Source organism: Pseudomonas sp. DrBHI1 (assembly GCF_002205115.1).
GTDB classification, from domain to species: domain Bacteria; phylum Pseudomonadota; class Gammaproteobacteria; order Pseudomonadales; family Pseudomonadaceae; genus Aquipseudomonas; species Aquipseudomonas mosselii.
In genome coordinates, this window is the sequence record NZ_NIBE01000057.1 from 99,312 (window position 1) to 112,752 (window position 13,441).

The 13,441-nt window shown below is 64.9% G+C and carries 20 protein-coding genes; 10 read left to right on the top strand and 10 right to left on the bottom strand.

Going from position 1 to position 13,441, the window contains the following annotated elements; genetic code table 11:
- Positions 1 to 34 precede the first annotated feature (34 nt).
- From CC207_RS10955 to CC207_RS10965, 3 genes are all read right to left on the bottom strand, one after another.
- On the bottom strand, positions 35 to 316 hold the full coding sequence (locus CC207_RS10955; RefSeq protein WP_088852152.1) for a hypothetical protein: 282 nt from the start codon (positions 314 to 316) through the stop codon (positions 35 to 37).
- Positions 283 to 1,136 (bottom strand): IS5-like element ISPsp10 family transposase gene (locus CC207_RS10960; protein WP_088852083.1). Its coding sequence is split into 2 segments (ribosomal slippage): positions 283 to 792 and positions 795 to 1,136, totalling 852 coding nucleotides; the frame shifts between segments, so codons are not numbered across the junction. The genes CC207_RS10955 and CC207_RS10960 overlap by 34 nt, the downstream gene beginning before the upstream one ends.
- A 178-nt stretch (positions 1,137 to 1,314) precedes the next feature.
- On the bottom strand, positions 1,315 to 2,235 hold the full coding sequence (locus CC207_RS10965; protein WP_088852084.1) for a LysR family transcriptional regulator: 921 nt from the start codon (positions 2,233 to 2,235) through the stop codon (positions 1,315 to 1,317).
- A 124-nt stretch (positions 2,236 to 2,359) separates the two neighbouring features.
- Here CC207_RS10965 and CC207_RS10970 point away from each other — a divergent pair, with 124 nt between their 5' ends.
- Both CC207_RS10970 and CC207_RS10975 read left to right on the top strand, forming a co-directional pair.
- Positions 2,360 to 3,094, top strand: coding sequence for an SDR family NAD(P)-dependent oxidoreductase (locus CC207_RS10970; RefSeq protein WP_088852085.1), 735 nt, complete (start codon positions 2,360 to 2,362; stop codon positions 3,092 to 3,094).
- A 16-nt stretch (positions 3,095 to 3,110) separates the two neighbouring features.
- Positions 3,111 to 3,320 (top strand): 4-oxalocrotonate tautomerase family protein, encoded by a 210-nt coding sequence (locus CC207_RS10975; RefSeq protein ID WP_028689421.1) that lies wholly within the window; start codon positions 3,111 to 3,113, stop codon positions 3,318 to 3,320.
- Between the two features lie 49 nt (positions 3,321 to 3,369).
- On the opposite strand, the gene CC207_RS10980 is transcribed toward CC207_RS10975, so the two are convergent.
- Positions 3,370 to 4,251 carry a LysR family transcriptional regulator gene (locus CC207_RS10980; RefSeq protein WP_088852086.1) on the bottom strand — a complete coding sequence of 294 codons (882 nt, stop codon included), beginning with the start codon at positions 4,249 to 4,251 and terminating at the stop codon, positions 3,370 to 3,372.
- Between the two features lie 208 nt (positions 4,252 to 4,459).
- Between CC207_RS10980 and argC the strand changes: the two genes are divergently transcribed.
- Positions 4,460 to 5,389, top strand: a complete 930-nt coding sequence (argC, locus tag CC207_RS10985; protein ID WP_088852087.1) for an N-acetyl-gamma-glutamyl-phosphate reductase — start codon at positions 4,460 to 4,462, stop codon at positions 5,387 to 5,389.
- A 72-nt stretch (positions 5,390 to 5,461) separates the two neighbouring features.
- Entirely contained in the window at positions 5,462 to 6,148 is a 687-nt protein-coding gene (locus CC207_RS10990) for a GNAT family N-acetyltransferase (protein WP_028689418.1), read from the top strand.
- Between the two features lie 12 nt (positions 6,149 to 6,160).
- Here CC207_RS10990 and CC207_RS10995 read toward each other — a convergent pair whose 3' ends face one another.
- The 3 genes from CC207_RS10995 to CC207_RS11005 form a co-directional block, all read right to left on the bottom strand.
- On the bottom strand, positions 6,161 to 6,640 hold the full coding sequence (locus CC207_RS10995) for a VOC family protein (RefSeq protein ID WP_062364272.1): 480 nt from the start codon (positions 6,638 to 6,640) through the stop codon (positions 6,161 to 6,163).
- A gap of 72 nt (positions 6,641 to 6,712) precedes the next feature.
- Positions 6,713 to 6,994, bottom strand: a complete 282-nt coding sequence (locus CC207_RS11000; protein WP_036985876.1) for a DUF2388 domain-containing protein — start codon at positions 6,992 to 6,994, stop codon at positions 6,713 to 6,715.
- A gap of 26 nt (positions 6,995 to 7,020) precedes the next feature.
- The gene (locus CC207_RS11005; RefSeq protein ID WP_088852088.1) at positions 7,021 to 7,392 is read right to left on the bottom strand and encodes a VOC family protein; all 372 of its coding nucleotides are present in this window, start codon (positions 7,390 to 7,392) and stop codon (positions 7,021 to 7,023) included.
- A 155-nt stretch (positions 7,393 to 7,547) separates the two neighbouring features.
- Here CC207_RS11005 and CC207_RS11010 point away from each other — a divergent pair, with 155 nt between their 5' ends.
- The 3 genes from CC207_RS11010 to CC207_RS11020 all read left to right on the top strand — a co-directional run bounded on the left by CC207_RS11010 (position 7,548) and on the right by CC207_RS11020 (position 9,608).
- Positions 7,548 to 8,039: a GNAT family N-acetyltransferase gene (locus CC207_RS11010; protein ID WP_028689415.1), complete on the top strand. Its 492-nt coding sequence runs from the start codon at positions 7,548 to 7,550 to the stop codon at positions 8,037 to 8,039.
- 83 nt (positions 8,040 to 8,122) lie between these two features.
- A complete protein-coding gene (locus CC207_RS11015; RefSeq protein WP_028689414.1) occupies positions 8,123 to 8,731 on the top strand; it encodes a hypothetical protein in 609 nt (202 codons plus the stop codon).
- 61 nt (positions 8,732 to 8,792) lie between these two features.
- Positions 8,793 to 9,608, top strand: a complete 816-nt coding sequence (locus CC207_RS11020) for a protein phosphatase 2C domain-containing protein (RefSeq protein WP_028689413.1) — start codon at positions 8,793 to 8,795, stop codon at positions 9,606 to 9,608.
- A gap of 46 nt (positions 9,609 to 9,654) precedes the next feature.
- Here CC207_RS11020 and CC207_RS11025 read toward each other — a convergent pair whose 3' ends face one another.
- A complete protein-coding gene (locus CC207_RS11025) occupies positions 9,655 to 10,080 on the bottom strand; it encodes an N-acetyltransferase (protein WP_028689412.1) in 426 nt (141 codons plus the stop codon).
- A 366-nt stretch (positions 10,081 to 10,446) separates the two neighbouring features.
- Between CC207_RS11025 and CC207_RS11035 the strand changes: the two genes are divergently transcribed.
- Positions 10,447 to 11,112 carry an SOS response-associated peptidase gene (locus CC207_RS11035; protein ID WP_088852153.1) on the top strand — a complete coding sequence of 222 codons (666 nt, stop codon included), beginning with the start codon at positions 10,447 to 10,449 and terminating at the stop codon, positions 11,110 to 11,112.
- On the opposite strand, the gene CC207_RS11040 is transcribed toward CC207_RS11035, so the two are convergent.
- Positions 11,106 to 11,303, bottom strand: coding sequence for a hypothetical protein (locus CC207_RS11040; RefSeq protein ID WP_088852154.1), 198 nt, complete (start codon positions 11,301 to 11,303; stop codon positions 11,106 to 11,108). The genes CC207_RS11035 and CC207_RS11040 overlap by 7 nt on opposite strands.
- 127 nt (positions 11,304 to 11,430) lie before the next feature.
- On the opposite strand from CC207_RS11040, the gene CC207_RS11045 reads away from it, so the two are divergent.
- Complete coding sequence (locus CC207_RS11045) at positions 11,431 to 11,697, top strand: hypothetical protein (RefSeq protein ID WP_338148723.1); 267 nt, start codon at positions 11,431 to 11,433, stop codon at positions 11,695 to 11,697.
- 131 nt (positions 11,698 to 11,828) lie between these two features.
- Positions 11,829 to 12,755 carry a D-alanyl-D-alanine endopeptidase gene (pbpG, locus tag CC207_RS11050; RefSeq protein ID WP_028689409.1) on the top strand — a complete coding sequence of 309 codons (927 nt, stop codon included), beginning with the start codon at positions 11,829 to 11,831 and terminating at the stop codon, positions 12,753 to 12,755.
- 50 nt (positions 12,756 to 12,805) lie between these two features.
- On the opposite strand, the gene CC207_RS11055 is transcribed toward pbpG, so the two are convergent.
- Positions 12,806 to 13,252 carry a hypothetical protein gene (locus tag CC207_RS11055; RefSeq protein WP_028689408.1) on the bottom strand — a complete coding sequence of 149 codons (447 nt, stop codon included), beginning with the start codon at positions 13,250 to 13,252 and terminating at the stop codon, positions 12,806 to 12,808.
- Between the last annotated feature and the right edge of the window lie 189 nt (positions 13,253 to 13,441).

The window sequence follows — 13,441 nt, forward strand, 5'->3', positions numbered from 1 at the left end:
GGGCAACCCCGGTCCTGCAAAGCTGTACCGGGCGTTACTTGCCCCGCGCCTTGTTGTAGATGGTCTTGGCGCGGTCGGCCGAGGCTTGGCACTTGGCCATGTCACCTTTGTCCCGGGCGTCCTTGGCCTGCTTGAGCAGCTCGTGATAGTCGTGGGCCATGCCGCCGTGCAACGCCTGGCCATCGGTCTTGCTGATGCTCTCCAGATCATTGATCTTGGCATCGCAGTTGGTCGCCGGGCCATCCTCGGCGTGGGCGGCAAAACTCAGTACGCAGGTGATCGCTAGGCACTGTACGAAAAGTAATGTCGTAAACACCGCCGCCAGCAAGCCAGCGTGACCATCGCAGCGAAGCTTTCCGCTAGCTTGCAATAGCGTGTACCCAGGCGGCGGTGCTCCTTCAACCAACCAAATAGCCGTTCGATAGCGTTCCGCTGCCGATACTTGGGCTTGTCAAATAGCCGCGGCAAGCCCGGCTTCGGCTTGCGTTTCATGTCACGCAGCGGAATCACCGGCTGCATCCGATAGCGGTCGCAGTATTGCCGCAAGGATTCTGCGTCATAGCCTTTGTCGGCCAGGAGCCAGCGGCAGCGCTTGCGTGGCCTACCTCGATTCGAAGGGATGTGGACACCGTCCAGCAGGCGCTGAGCATGGGAGATGTCGCTGGCATTACCACCAGAGAGCGTGAAGTGGAGTGGGATGCCACGGGCGTCACTGACCATGTGAATTTTCGTCGTCAACCCGCCCCGGCTTCGTCCAAGTGCGTGGTCCTTTGGTTCTTCAGCCCCCCTTTTTTGCCTGCTCCGGCAGAGGCTCGGGTGGCCCTCACGGCAGTTGAGTCGATGCACCAGGTGGTCAAGTCAATCTGGCCCTGTGCATTGAGTTTGAGGTGTAACCGCTTGAGCATTTTGTTGAAGGTTCCTTGGTTTCGCCAGTCTCGAAATCGTTGATAGACCGTCGACCACGGCCCGAATCGTTCAGGCATGTCCCGCCAGGTTGCACCTGAGCACAGCACCCACAACACGCCGTTGAGCATCAAGCGATCGTCAACTCTTGGGCGTCCTGTACGTCGATGTGCGGTAAAGAGATCCGCGACTATTTCCCATTCTGCGTCGGAAAGTTCGTATCGCTTGGACATGGCAGAATCCTTCGCCTAAAAAGCGAGAACTCTACGGAAAATCAGGCCTCCAGAGACTCCGGTGAGGTTTCAAAGGTTTTCATACAGAACCTAACAATGTCATGGATTTCATGGCGTGCTCTCCTGGGAAACCGATGCAGCACAGAGCATAGTTCGCCAGCGCGCGCCCGCCGGGGCTTCAGCCCAACGGTAGTGCAACTTCGCCGACCAGGAAGTCGATGAACACCCGCACCTTCAACGGCATGTGCCAGACCTGCGGATACACCAGCATGAAAGGCCGCGACGTCCCGCCATGCCCGGCCAGCACCTCGACCAGCTCACCACTGTCCAGCGCATCCTGCACGGTGAAACGGTAGGCCTGCATCAGGCCGCCACCGTGGCGCGCCAGGGTCGTGGTGGCGAGGAAATCACCCAGACAGGTGAACGCACCCTGGGTCTGCAACTCGACCAGCTGTCCGTCACGGCGAAAGCTCCAGGTCGGCCGCCTGCCGCTGCTGGGCAACTCGAACTGGATGCACTCGTGCCCAGCCAGGTCCTCCAGGGTCCGTGGCGTACCGGCACGGGCCAGGTAGCCGGGTGTGGCAACCACCACCAGCTCGGCGTCCTCCAGGCGCCGGGCCACCAGGCGCGAATCGGCCGGCGCCCGGCCGCGAATCGCCAGGTCGAAGTGTTCGTCGGCGAAATCGACGTTGCGGTTGCTGACATGCACATCCACCTGCACCCCGGGATAACGCTGGCGAAAACGTGGCAGCAGCGGCAACAGGCGGTGATGGGCATAGGGCGTCGGCGCGCTGATGCGCAAGCGGCCAGCGGGCTCGAGCTGGCCACCGGTGACCTGGCGCTCGGCCTCGACCAGTTGGCCCAGCGCCTGGCGACAATGCTGGTAATAGGCCTGGCCGGCCTCGCTCAGGCGCATCTGCCGGGTGGTGCGCACGAACAGGCGTACGCCCAGACGTTCCTCCAGGCGCGCCACCGAGCGGCTCACCGCCGCTGGCGTGACGCCCGCCAGGGTGGCCGCCTCGGTAAAGCTGCCAGCATCGGCGGCGAGACAGAACAGCTCCAGGCTGCCCAGTTGCAGGTCATCGAAATGGCGGGTCATGGCGGGCTCGATTAATTACATGATGTATTGATTGAAATGCCATACGCCTCATTTTTCAAGCTGTCGTTGCAACTTACAGTGACTCCATACCCGAGCAACACCTCGCACGATCGGAGATCCTCCCATGAGCAACGCAAGAACCGTCATCATCACCGGCGCCTCCAGCGGCCTGGGCTTCGCCCTGGCCCAGACCTACCTCGAGCGTGGCGACAACGTGGTCGGCAATGCCCGCACCCAGGCCCGCCTCGACGAGGCCGCCGCCCGCCTGGGCAACCCGGCCGGCTTCATCGGCGTGGCTGGCGACATCGCCGAGAAAGCCACCGCCGAACGGCTGTTCGCCACCGCCCTGGAGGCCTTCGGCCGGGTCGACATCTTGGTCAACAACGCCGGCATCTTCATTCCCAAGCCGGTGACCGACTACACCGAGGCCGATGTCGACGCGCTGGTCGGCACCAACCTCAAGGGCTTTTTCTACCCCGCCCAGGCCGCAGCCCGGGTCATGAAGGCCCAAGGGCACGGGCATATCGTCGCCATCACCGCCTCGGTGGCCCTGCAGCCGGACACCCGCGTCCCGGCACTTCTACCGGTGCTGGTCAAGGGCGGGCTCAACCAGGCGGTCAAGGGCCTGGCCCTGGAGCTGGCAGCAAGCGGCGTGCAGGTCAACGCGGTGGCCCCTGGCATCATCGACACCCCGCTGCACGGCGGCCACACCGAAGGGCTCGGCGCGCTGTCGCCAAGCGGGCGCACCGGCACGCCCGAGGATGTGGTGGACGCCGTGCTGTACCTGACCGACGCCCGTTTCGTCAACGGTGTCATCCTGCCCGTCGACGGTGGCAGCACCGCCGGCACCTGGCACTGAACCTGGAGCGACGCACATGCCTTATGTCCATATCCGCGTGACCGATGAAGGGGTCACGGCAGAACACAAGCGTCAGTTGATCGAAGGCACCACCCGCCTGCTGGAGCAGGTACTGAACAAACCGCCAGCAAGCACCTTCGTGGTGATCGAGGAAGTAGCCACTGACAACTGGGGTGTCGGCGGCGAGACGGTGACAGCCTTGCGCGCACGCGAACGCAACCAATGACAGACGCCGTGGGAGCGGGCCAGCATCGCTCCCACAGGCTCAGCCCCGTCTATTGCCGCAACCTTCCCAACGCTTCCAGCACATGCCCCGTCGCCCGTTCCAGCGCCCCCTCGCGACAGGCGATCCCCAACTGGCGCCACAACCCCGGCCGCAACGGCCGCCGGGTGATACGCGGCGATGGCGGATGAACCTCGCCTTCCTGCGGCAGCAAGGTGGCGCCGTAGCCGGCGGCCACCAGGCGCTTGATCGCATCGTTGTAGTTCAGCTCGATCCGCGGTTCAGGGTACAACCCTGCTGCCGCGAACCACTCCGAGGTCACCCGCGACAGTTGCGTGGTGCTGTCGTTGAGGATCAGCGCCCGTCCGGCGAGCCAGGCCGGCGTTACCCGTGCCGGTGGCTGCCAGTCGGCAGGGATGTAGGCCATGATCGGGTCGCGCCGCCACGGGGTGATCCGCAAGCCCTTGCCCGCCACCTGCGGCAACGCCACCAGGCCGATGTCCAGGGTGCCGTCACGCAACCGCGCTAGGGATGCCTGCGAAGTGAGCACCTGGACCTGCACGTCGATCCCCGGATGATCAACCCGCAGCGTTTCCAGGGCCTGGGGCAACAGGTGGGAGATGGCGCCGGTCGAGGCGCCCAGCCGCACCCGGCCGGTCAGGCCCTCGACCTGGCGGCGCACCTCGTCAAGGGCCTGGTCGGCGTCGACCAGCAGACGCCGGGCGCGGGTCAGCAAGGTCTCGCCGATTGCGGTGGGCCGCACGTGGCCGCGGGTGCGGGTGAGCAAGGGCGCGCCGATGCGCGCCTCCAGCTCGGCCACGTGCAGGCTGATGGTGGGGGGCGCCAGGTTGAGCTGGCGGGCGGCATCGGCGAAAGAGGCACGTTCGGCGATCACCACCAGGGTGCGCAAGCGGTCGAGGCTGATTTCTCGCATGGGATCTCGGTAACTCACGGGTTTAGCTGGCCCCTGTGGGAGCAGCCTTTCGCGCCGCAAGGCCGCTCCCACAGGGCTGGGCGATCTCCCATGGGACAATGCGCTCAAGTTCAGAATTCCTGAATACGGCGATCATTATATTCAAATTTTATTTCGCCCAGCGAACGACGAGGATACGGCAATCCTTCCCCATCAGCGGACCACCGACATGCACCACCCCCTCGTATTCATCGACGGCGACCAAGGCACCACCGGCCTGCAGATCCACGCCCGCCTCCAAGGCCGCCAGGACCTGCGCCTGCTCACCCTGCCCGAGGCCGAGCGCAAGGACCCGGCACGGCGCAGCGAGGCGATCAACAGCGCCGATATCGCCGTGCTCTGCCTGCCCGACGACGCCGCCCGCGAGGCCGTGGCCACCCTGCACAATCCGGCGGTACGTGTGATCGACGCCAGCTCCGCGCACCGCACCGCGCCCGAATGGGTCTACGGCCTGCCGGAACTGAACGAACAACAGGCCGAGCACATCGCCCGGGCCACCCGGGTGAGCAACCCCGGCTGCTACCCCACCGGCGCCATCGCCCTGCTGCATCCGCTGGTCAAGGCCGGCCTGGTGCCGGCCGACTACCCGCTCAGCATCCACGCCATCTCCGGCTACTCCGGGGGTGGCCGGGCCGCCGTCGAGCGCCATGAGCAGCGCAGCGACGCCTACCTGCCGACCCTCCAGCTGTATGGCCTGGAACTGGCGCACAAGCATGTGCCGGAGATCCAGCAGCACGCCGGGCTCAGCGCGCGCCCGGTATTCGTGCCCGGTTACGGCGACTACCGCCAGGGCATTGTGCTGAGCATCCCGCTGCAACTGCGCCTGTTGCCCGGGGTCGACGCCGATCAGTTGCAGGCCTGCCTCGAGCGGCACTATCAGGGCGCCCGCCATGTGCAAGTGATGCCCCTGCACCAGCACGGCCCGGCGGCGGCGCTGGATCCGCAGGCGCTGAACGACAGCAACGACCTGCGCCTGGCCCTGTACGCCAACCCCGAGCACGGCCAGGTGCTGCTCACCGCGGTGTTCGACAACCTGGGCAAGGGCGCCTCGGGCGCCGCCGTGCAGAACCTCGACCTGATGCTGGCTGGGCTGCGCTAGCCTCACCGGGTAGAATGATCACCCGCCTCGTTCCGGGGCGTGTGTTTCAATCCTGCCGGAGCCCGACCCGCGATGTTCATCCTCCGCCGCCTCGACGGCGTGCCGCCCGAATCCTTCCAGAACCAGATTCGCCAGCTGGTGATCGACCACGTCGGCCAGCTCAGCAGCGTCGCCATCAGCCCGGACAATCCGCTCTACCCGCTGTACCAGTACGGCGTCGGCCTGGAGGTACACCAGTACCTGATGGCGCTCGACGGCACCCGCGGCCTGGCCGTCGAGTTGACCCTGGCCCTGGATGCCGAGGCGCCGGACCAGTTGCTCGGCTTCGCCCTGGTGCTGCCAGCCCAGGACAACCCGCAGGCCTGTGCCCTGGCCTACCTTGCAGTGTCTCCCGACCACCGTCGCCAGGGCATTGCCCGTGGCCTGCTAAATGCAGCCCGTGAACGCTATGCCTGCGTCGAGCTGAGCACCTTCGCCCAGCAGGTGCCGTGGTTCGAGAACATGGGCCTGCAGGTGGTCGCCAGCACCGGACCGCAGGTACTGATGAGCAGCACCGGCCAAGCCAGCGGTGCGTTGATCGGGCGGCTGGATATCGCACCGATCTACCAGACCGTGGAGGTCCGGCAGATCCATGCCTACCTGCTCAAGCAACAGGGCGAGGCTGCGATGATGGACGCCGAGCGCCTGCGCGACGAGCGACTGGACACGCTGACGGAGCAGGCACGGGTGTGCGTCAGGGAACGCAAGACCGTGCATTGAGGCCTCTCGCCTTCAGCCCTTGATGGCCTTCTCGATGGCGGCGATGTCGATCCTGCCCATCTGCAGCATCGCCTCGAACGCCCGCTTCGCCACGGCACGATCGGGGCTGGCGACCGCCTGGGTCAGTACCCGCGGACTGATCTGCCAGGACAGGCCCCACCTGTCCTTGCACCAGCCACACACGCTCTCGCTGCCACCGTTGCCAACGATGGCATCCCAGTAGCGGTCGGTCTCCTCCTGGCTGTCGGTCGCCACCTGGAACGAGAACGCCTCGCTGTGGCTGAACGCCTTGCCGCCATTGAGGCCGATGCAGGGGATGCCCATCACGGTGAACTCCACCGTGATCACATCGCCTGCCTTGCCCGAGGGATAGTCGGCGGGCGCCGTGTGCACGGCGGTCACCCGGCTGTCGGGGAATATGCTGGCATAGAAGTTCGCCGCGTCCTCGGCATCGTGGTCATACCACAGGCAAATGGTGTTCTTGGCGGTCATGTCAGACTCCTGGGAACCAGCTCGTTGACCACGAGTCTAGCCCCCTGTCCTGGCATGCCCGCAAACGCGCTATCAGCGGCAGGCGATTGCCTGGGCCAGGTCACGGTCGTTCAGCGAACTGTTCGGGTGCTGTTGGCGGTATTCGCCCAGTGCCTGCTCCAGTCGCGCGCCGCGCAGGCGCCCGTCGCTGGCGATGAACAGCAACGCATCGTCGCGGGCGGCCTGGTAAGTACGCGCCGGATGGCTGGTGGAGCCGCTCACCGCGGCGGTGGCGAGGCTCGAGCCGACGGTGAAGTGATCGGTCGAGTTGCCCTTGCCGTCCATGGCCACGGCCGGGCCGGCAAGCAGCAACATCGCCAGGAGCGCAGGGCCGCGCAGGATCACAAGGCGACCCGTGCGGCTTGCACGGCGTCGCCATGCCGCTGGCTGAAGGCCAGGTAATAGCCGTTGCAATCACGCACGCCGAATTCCCGCGAACCATACTCCGTGTCGTGCAACGGCCAGGCGATATCCGCCAGTTCGCGGACTTGCGCGTAATAGCTGTCAACGTCCTCGACCACCAGGTAGAAGGTTCCGGCGCACCCCGGCGGCAGGCGCCACAGGTCCTGTTCGGTGAACAGCAGGCTGCAATCGCGCAACTGCACGGTCAGGGTCGACTGCGTGGTGTCGGTGACCGTGAACTGCAGCACATCGCGGTAATGACGGCGGGTGGCGTCAAGGTCGGTGCAGCGCAAAAGCGGGGCAATGGGCATGCGAAGCCTCCTCGTCGGCAAACGGGTTGCCGCGGATCATCGCCGTAATCCTGGGGAGCGACAAGGGGCTGTATGCCGCGTCTGCGGGCCATCTGTATCTAACCGCCGACGCCGCGCGGGCCTAGGATCAAGGCCTTGGATCAACGAGACCCGTCATGAACGACCTGCCAGCTGCGATCGACTTTCCCGGCCTGACCCTGCGCCGCCTGCTGCCGGGCGACCACGCCATGGTCTGCGCCCACCGCGAGGCCATGTTCCTTGAAGCCGGCGGCGACCCGCAGCGGCTCATAAGCATGACCGAGCACTTCGGCCCCTGGCTGCGGCCAAGACTGGCGGACGGTCGCTACTACGGCTTCGTGCTGCTGGACGACGCGCTGCCGGTGGCGGCAATCGGCCTGATGGCGATCGACTGGCCGCCGCATCCGGCCCACCCCTGCCAGGACCAGCGCGGCTATGTGCTCAATGTCTATGTCGAGCCGTCCCATCGCCGCCAGGGCCTGGCTTCGAAACTGATGCGTCTGGCCGAGTCGGAGTTCACCCGGCGCGGCCTGGCCTTCGCGGTGCTGCACGCCACCGAGGCTGGGCAACCGGTATATGCCGGCCTGGGTTGGGCGCCGACCGCGGAAATGGCCAAGACACTCGGCTGAGCGTTCAAGTCAGCCGCGCGAGCGCCGATAGCCCTCATGCATCCATCCGGATGCACGCTTGTGCAGTTACTCAAGGAAGACTTATGCCGCGTCACAACCTCCCTGCGCTGCTGGTGCTGTCAGTGCTCCTTTCGCTCACCGGCTGCAAGGGCCTGCCCCGCTCGACCAGCGAAGACGCCCCGCCGCTGGGCCCGATCCTGCCGGACAGCGAGGCGCGCAATGCCTGGATCGCCCAGGCCCTCGCCCTGGACCCGCTGGCCAGCCAGAACCGCCAGCCACCACCGCGTCAGAGCAACGCGCAAGTCGTCGCCAAGCTGCGCCAGCAGCGCGATCTTCAGTTGCCGGACGCCTACTGGGCGCAATGGCAACACAACCTCGACGCCTTCGATGCCGACGCCGCGCGCCACAAGGAAGCGCAGCGTGCCCACTACATCACCACCTTCACCGATCAGCTCAAGCGCGCCGACGACCTGACCCTGCAACGCCTGGCAAATGCGCCCGACGCCCTGGATGCGGCCACCCGCGAGGCCTGGAAGGTCCGCCTGATCGACCGCTACAGCCGCTACATCATCGACAGCGAAGTGAACCGCGACATCATCGACGCCCACCTGCGGCGCATGGCGCTGATGGATCGGCAATTCGGTGTCTGCGCCCTGGACAGTGACTGCTGGGACCGCGCACCCAAGCCGTGACATTTGACGCCGGGCGCCGCAACGGTCAAGGTCGGTGAATCCCACCGAACCGGAGCCCGACATGCATTTCGACCTGATCCAGTCCCTGAGCCTGGCCGGCAAGCACGATGTGCCCAATGACGATCGTATCGGCAGTGCCGACCGCCACGCCTGGGTCATCGACGGCGCCACCGACCTCGGCGCCCCCGGCCTGCTGGGTGAGCGCGGAGGCGCCGCCTGGCTCTCGGCCACGGCCCAGCGCGCCTTCGCCAATGCCTCGGGGCCACTGCGCGAGGTCTGCGAGACGGTCTTCGACACAATCGCCCAGGCCTACCGGCAGGATCGCCGACGCGAGCCCGTGGCCACCTGGGAACTGCCGCGCGCCGCCTTTGCCGCGGTGGCCATCGAGGGCGAGGAACTGGTCTGCGCGCACTTGGCCGACTGCGTGGTGCTGCATCGCGGCGCGCAAGGTATCCGCTTCCTCACCCCAGAGCCGGACCGCGAGGCCGAGCAAGCCGAGGCCGCCGCCCTCGGTCCTGGTACCGGTGCCCATGGCGTACGTACCCCGGCCGTGCTGGCCGATCGCCGCGCCTCCCGCGAGCGCCCCCGGGCCGTGCTCGGCGTCGATGCCGACCTGTCCCGCGAGGGCACCCTCTATAGCCATGCGCCGGTGGCCGTGGGGGATGATGTCCTGCTGATGAGCGATGGCTTCGCGGCGTTGTTCGACACCTATCGGGCCTATGAGCCGGCAGGTTTCTTCAAGCGCCTGCAAAGCCACGGCCTGGATGACCTGGCACGGACACTGCGGGGTATCGAGCAGGACGATGCCGCGTGCCTGCGCTACCCGCGGTTCAAGATGAGCGACGATGCCTCGGCGATCTGGTTGCGGGTTGGCTGAGCCCCCCTCAGCTCGCAACGCCAGGGCAGGCCTGCGTCTAAAGATGCTAAGCCAGCCGCTTGCGCAGGAAATGGCGGGTATGCCCAGGCGGAAAGTCGGCCAGCTCGCCAAACACCTCGAACCCCAGCTTGCGATAGAAGTCCGGCGCCTGGAAGCTGAAGGTATCCAGCCAGATTCCGCAGCAGCCCTTCTCCCTCGCCAGCGCCTCGGCCTGGGCCATCAGCTCGCGCCCGGTGCCCTGCCCGCGCATCCGCTCGGGCACCACCAGCAGCTCGACGAATAACCAGCGCCCGCCAAGCCTGGCATACAGCCCGCCGACGATTTCATCGCTGGCGGGATCGCGCAGCGTCCAGGCGACGGTAGCCGCTTCGGGGGAGCCGATCACAGTGTCGTTGAAAGCGCGCAAAGGCTTGAGAATCGCATCGTGATGCAGGCTGGTGGCCTGGTCGGTGAAATCGATCGTGAGCGTCATGACAGGTCGTCCGGTTGACCACGTAGGAAGGAGGCGCAAAACGCGCCGGATTAAATTTACTTCACGCTGCGCCCTTTAGATATAAGGCATTCGACAGCCGCTGAGCCATGCGGCGATCTGCCGACCCCGATCCGTCCTGGCTCGTCCCTCTCCCACTCCTCTGCAGATTCATCCGTGAGCAGCCCGATGTGACCTTCGCGAGCTTTTCGTTGGGGATGGCTACGCCGAGCTCACGGCGGCGGCCGAGAAGGAAGTACATACGGCACCAATACTGTATATTGATACAGTACTTGAGCATCCAAACGGATGGTCAGGCCAGTACCGCTTGGCGGGCTATCCTTTCAGTTCGAGCGGGAGGGATGGGAAATGTGCGGTAGGCTGAGCCAGTACCGCGGTATCCATGACTTCGTGGAGGCCCTGAGCATGCCGGCGGCCTGGCGTAACAACGTCGGGGACCGGGACCTGGGGCGGTACAATGTCGCGCCGACCACGCAGGTCGCCGTGCTCCGGGTAGATGACGCAGGCCCGAGGGCAGACCTGGTGAAATGGGGATGGCGGCCGCATTGGGCGACCGACCGTGCCGCGCCGATTAACGCCCGCGTCGAGAAGGTGGCTCACGGCCCCTTCTTCCGGGCGATCTGGCCACACCGGGCTATCACCCCCGTGGATGGCTGGTATGAGTGGGCGGATGAAGGCGGTCAGAAGAAGCAGCCCTATTACATCCGCCGGCGAGATGGGCGCCCTGCCCTGTGCGCCTCGATAGGTCAGTTCGCCGGCAATGAGCACGACGGGTTCGTGATGATCACTGCAGACGCCCAGGGCGGCCTGGTCGATGTGCACGACCGCCGACCGGTTGTGCTGTCGCCTGCTCTGGCGGTCGAGTGGATCGCAGCAGGCATGCCCAGCGAGCACGCGGAACAATTGGTGCTGAACCTGGGTGAACCGGCAGAGACGTTCGAGTGGTACCGCGTTGGAACAGCCGTGGGCAACGTGCGAAACCAGGGAGCAACGCTGATAGAGCCGGCTCAGTGACGAATCAGAGGATGATGCCCAAGCGCGTAGAGCTGGTAATCAGAAACAGCCTTGAATGAGGGCTGCGCAATTAGCCGCAAGCGCTCAACCTCTTCTGCCGGAGCTCCCGAATCATGCGCACTGTGATACGCGCGCATGTCTTCAAGTGCCACATTCATTGGCGGTTCACCCGCCAAAACCCGAACGATCATGCTCAACAGTCGCGCCCTGACAGCTCTCGGACGAGCCCGGAAGATTGCAAGCGCTCGAAAGCGAAACGGTAGGCGGGTGTCCGCTGAATCACCGTTCATCTTTCAGCCTGCCGGCAGGTCCCCTCACATGAAAGGCAGCAGCATGCCTGGTTTCATCAACCAGGCGGTCGAAGCGACCTCAATTCGGGCCAGCCCACAGTACAACTGCAGGCACACCTATGCCACGATGTGCCTCATGTCAGGAATGAACCCGGCATTCATCGCCGGACAGCTTGGACACTCCGTCCAGGTCCTACTCACCACCTACGCGAAGTGGCTGAATTCAGCGAACGATTGGTCCGAGCTGGTCAAGCTTGAGGCAGCGGTAATTGGTACAGAATTGGTACAGGATTAAATTTCGTTCACGTTGCGCCCTTTAGATATAAGGCATTCGACAGCCGCTGAGCCATACTCCAGAATGCAACGGTTTTTTGGGGGAAAACCCTTGCACAGCCAACGACATACCAACATTTAGTGAGCCTCAACGTGAAAACTTCCCTGTCCATCCTCAGCCTGCTGCTGTTGCTCACAGGAACCGCGACCCTACCGTCGACCGCTGCTGCACAACCCCCGGCCCAGGTCCAGCGCGACCCCAGCAAGCTGCACCTGGCCTCCGGCAGCGCCCTGTTGATCGACCTCAACACCAACAAGGAGCTGTACGCCAGCCACGCCGATCGCGTGCGGCCCATCGCCTCGGTCACCAAGCTGATGACCGCGATGGTCGTGCTCGACGCCAAGCTGCCCATGGACGAAATGCTCAGCATGACCATCGCCAACAACCCGGAGATGAAGGGCGTGTACTCGCGGGTGCGCCTTGGCAGTGAGCTGAACCGTCGCGAGACGTTGCTGATTACCCTGATGTCGTCGGAAAACCGCGCGGCCAATACCCTGGCCAACCACTACCCCGGCGGCTATGGCGCGTTTATCAAGGCGATGAACGCCAAGGCCCGCAGCCTGGGCATGAGCCACACCCGCTACGTCGAGCCGACCGGCCTGTCGACCCTGAACGTGTCCACCGCCCAGGACCTGGCCAAGCTGCTGATGGCCTCGCGCAAGTACCCGATGCTCAGCGAGCTGTCGACCACCCGCGAGAAGACCGTGGCGTTCCGTAAGCCTAACTACACCCTGGGCTTCCGTAACACCGACCATCTGGTGAACAAGAGCAACTGGGACATCGCCCTGACCAAGACCGGCTTCACCAACGAAGCGGGGCATTGCCTGGTGCTGCTGACGAAGATGGACAACCGTCCGGTGGCCATGGTGATTCTCGACGCCTACGGCAAGTACACCCACTTCGCCGACGCCAGCCGCATGCGTCAGTGGCTGGAGACCGGCGCGGCCAAGCCGGCGCCGGCAGTGGCCATGCAGTACAAGAGCGAGCGGCAGAACCGCGCCCGCGTGGCGGTGGACTGAAGACCTGACCAAGGGGCTGCAAGGCAGCCCCTGTAGCGTTGACCCTCGCCTCAGGCGCTGGTGTCGACCGAGCCGCCGGCGCTGGTGCCCCCGGCTTGGCGCAGCGCTTCGAGCAGTTGCGCGGTTGCCGCCATGATCAGTCCGGTGAGGGTGGCGATACTGGCCTGCTTGGCCGTGACAGCTGCCATTTTGGACGGGTCGCGCCTGGCTTGTTCCATCAACTGGGCCAATTGTTTCTGCTCTTCGGCCAACTGCTTCTGCAGGCGCTTGATCTGTTCGCGCTGCTCCTTGATGGCCGGATCTTCATTACTTTCCAGGCTGCTTTCGATCTCTGCGGCCTTGGTCTCGTTCTTGAATGTGTCGCCCTTGAACACCAGGCCGCCCCGCTCGTCGACCGAGGGTGTGCCGGGCGAGGCGTTCGAGTTGGCCGATGCGCCCGAAGACGTGGCGCCAGCAACGCTGGGGATGTTGAGATTGGCTGCGGTTATTCCAACCATTTCTTACCTTCCTTGAGGTGAATTCTTACATGACAGTTATCGGCCAGGCCTCCTCGTTCTTAAATCATCAATCAGTGAAAACAGGCCTGACCTGCGGCGCTCACCTCTCGAAGTAAATTTGCCCACCACTCGTTCGTCCACCTGATACCCAGGCCCTGCCCCGCCGGCAGACCGACCCGATCAGCCCCG

Coding starts and splice junctions, on each gene's coding strand:
- CC207_RS10995 (WP_062364272.1), bottom strand. CDS start 6,640: ATGACCGCCAAGAACACCATTTGCCTGTGGTATGACCACGATGCCGAG.
- argC (WP_088852087.1), top strand. CDS start 4,460: ATGCACCACCCCCTCGTATTCATCGACGGCGACCAAGGCACCACCGGC.
- CC207_RS11045 (WP_338148723.1), top strand. CDS start 11,431: ATGAAAGGCAGCAGCATGCCTGGTTTCATCAACCAGGCGGTCGAAGCG.
- CC207_RS10970 (WP_088852085.1), top strand. CDS start 2,360: ATGAGCAACGCAAGAACCGTCATCATCACCGGCGCCTCCAGCGGCCTG.
- CC207_RS10965 (WP_088852084.1), bottom strand. CDS start 2,235: ATGACCCGCCATTTCGATGACCTGCAACTGGGCAGCCTGGAGCTGTTC.
- CC207_RS11040 (WP_088852154.1), bottom strand. CDS start 11,303: ATGATCGTTCGGGTTTTGGCGGGTGAACCGCCAATGAATGTGGCACTT.
- CC207_RS11000 (WP_036985876.1), bottom strand. CDS start 6,994: ATGTTGCTGCTTGCCGGCCCGGCCGTGGCCATGGACGGCAAGGGCAAC.
- CC207_RS11020 (WP_028689413.1), top strand. CDS start 8,793: ATGCATTTCGACCTGATCCAGTCCCTGAGCCTGGCCGGCAAGCACGAT.
- CC207_RS10980 (WP_088852086.1), bottom strand. CDS start 4,251: ATGCGAGAAATCAGCCTCGACCGCTTGCGCACCCTGGTGGTGATCGCC.
- CC207_RS11015 (WP_028689414.1), top strand. CDS start 8,123: ATGCCGCGTCACAACCTCCCTGCGCTGCTGGTGCTGTCAGTGCTCCTT.
- CC207_RS11005 (WP_088852088.1), bottom strand. CDS start 7,392: ATGCCCATTGCCCCGCTTTTGCGCTGCACCGACCTTGACGCCACCCGC.
- CC207_RS11055 (WP_028689408.1), bottom strand. CDS start 13,252: ATGGTTGGAATAACCGCAGCCAATCTCAACATCCCCAGCGTTGCTGGC.
- CC207_RS11010 (WP_028689415.1), top strand. CDS start 7,548: ATGAACGACCTGCCAGCTGCGATCGACTTTCCCGGCCTGACCCTGCGC.
- CC207_RS10975 (WP_028689421.1), top strand. CDS start 3,111: ATGCCTTATGTCCATATCCGCGTGACCGATGAAGGGGTCACGGCAGAA.
- CC207_RS11035 (WP_088852153.1), top strand. CDS start 10,447: ATGTGCGGTAGGCTGAGCCAGTACCGCGGTATCCATGACTTCGTGGAG.
- CC207_RS10990 (WP_028689418.1), top strand. CDS start 5,462: ATGTTCATCCTCCGCCGCCTCGACGGCGTGCCGCCCGAATCCTTCCAG.
- CC207_RS11025 (WP_028689412.1), bottom strand. CDS start 10,080: ATGACGCTCACGATCGATTTCACCGACCAGGCCACCAGCCTGCATCAC.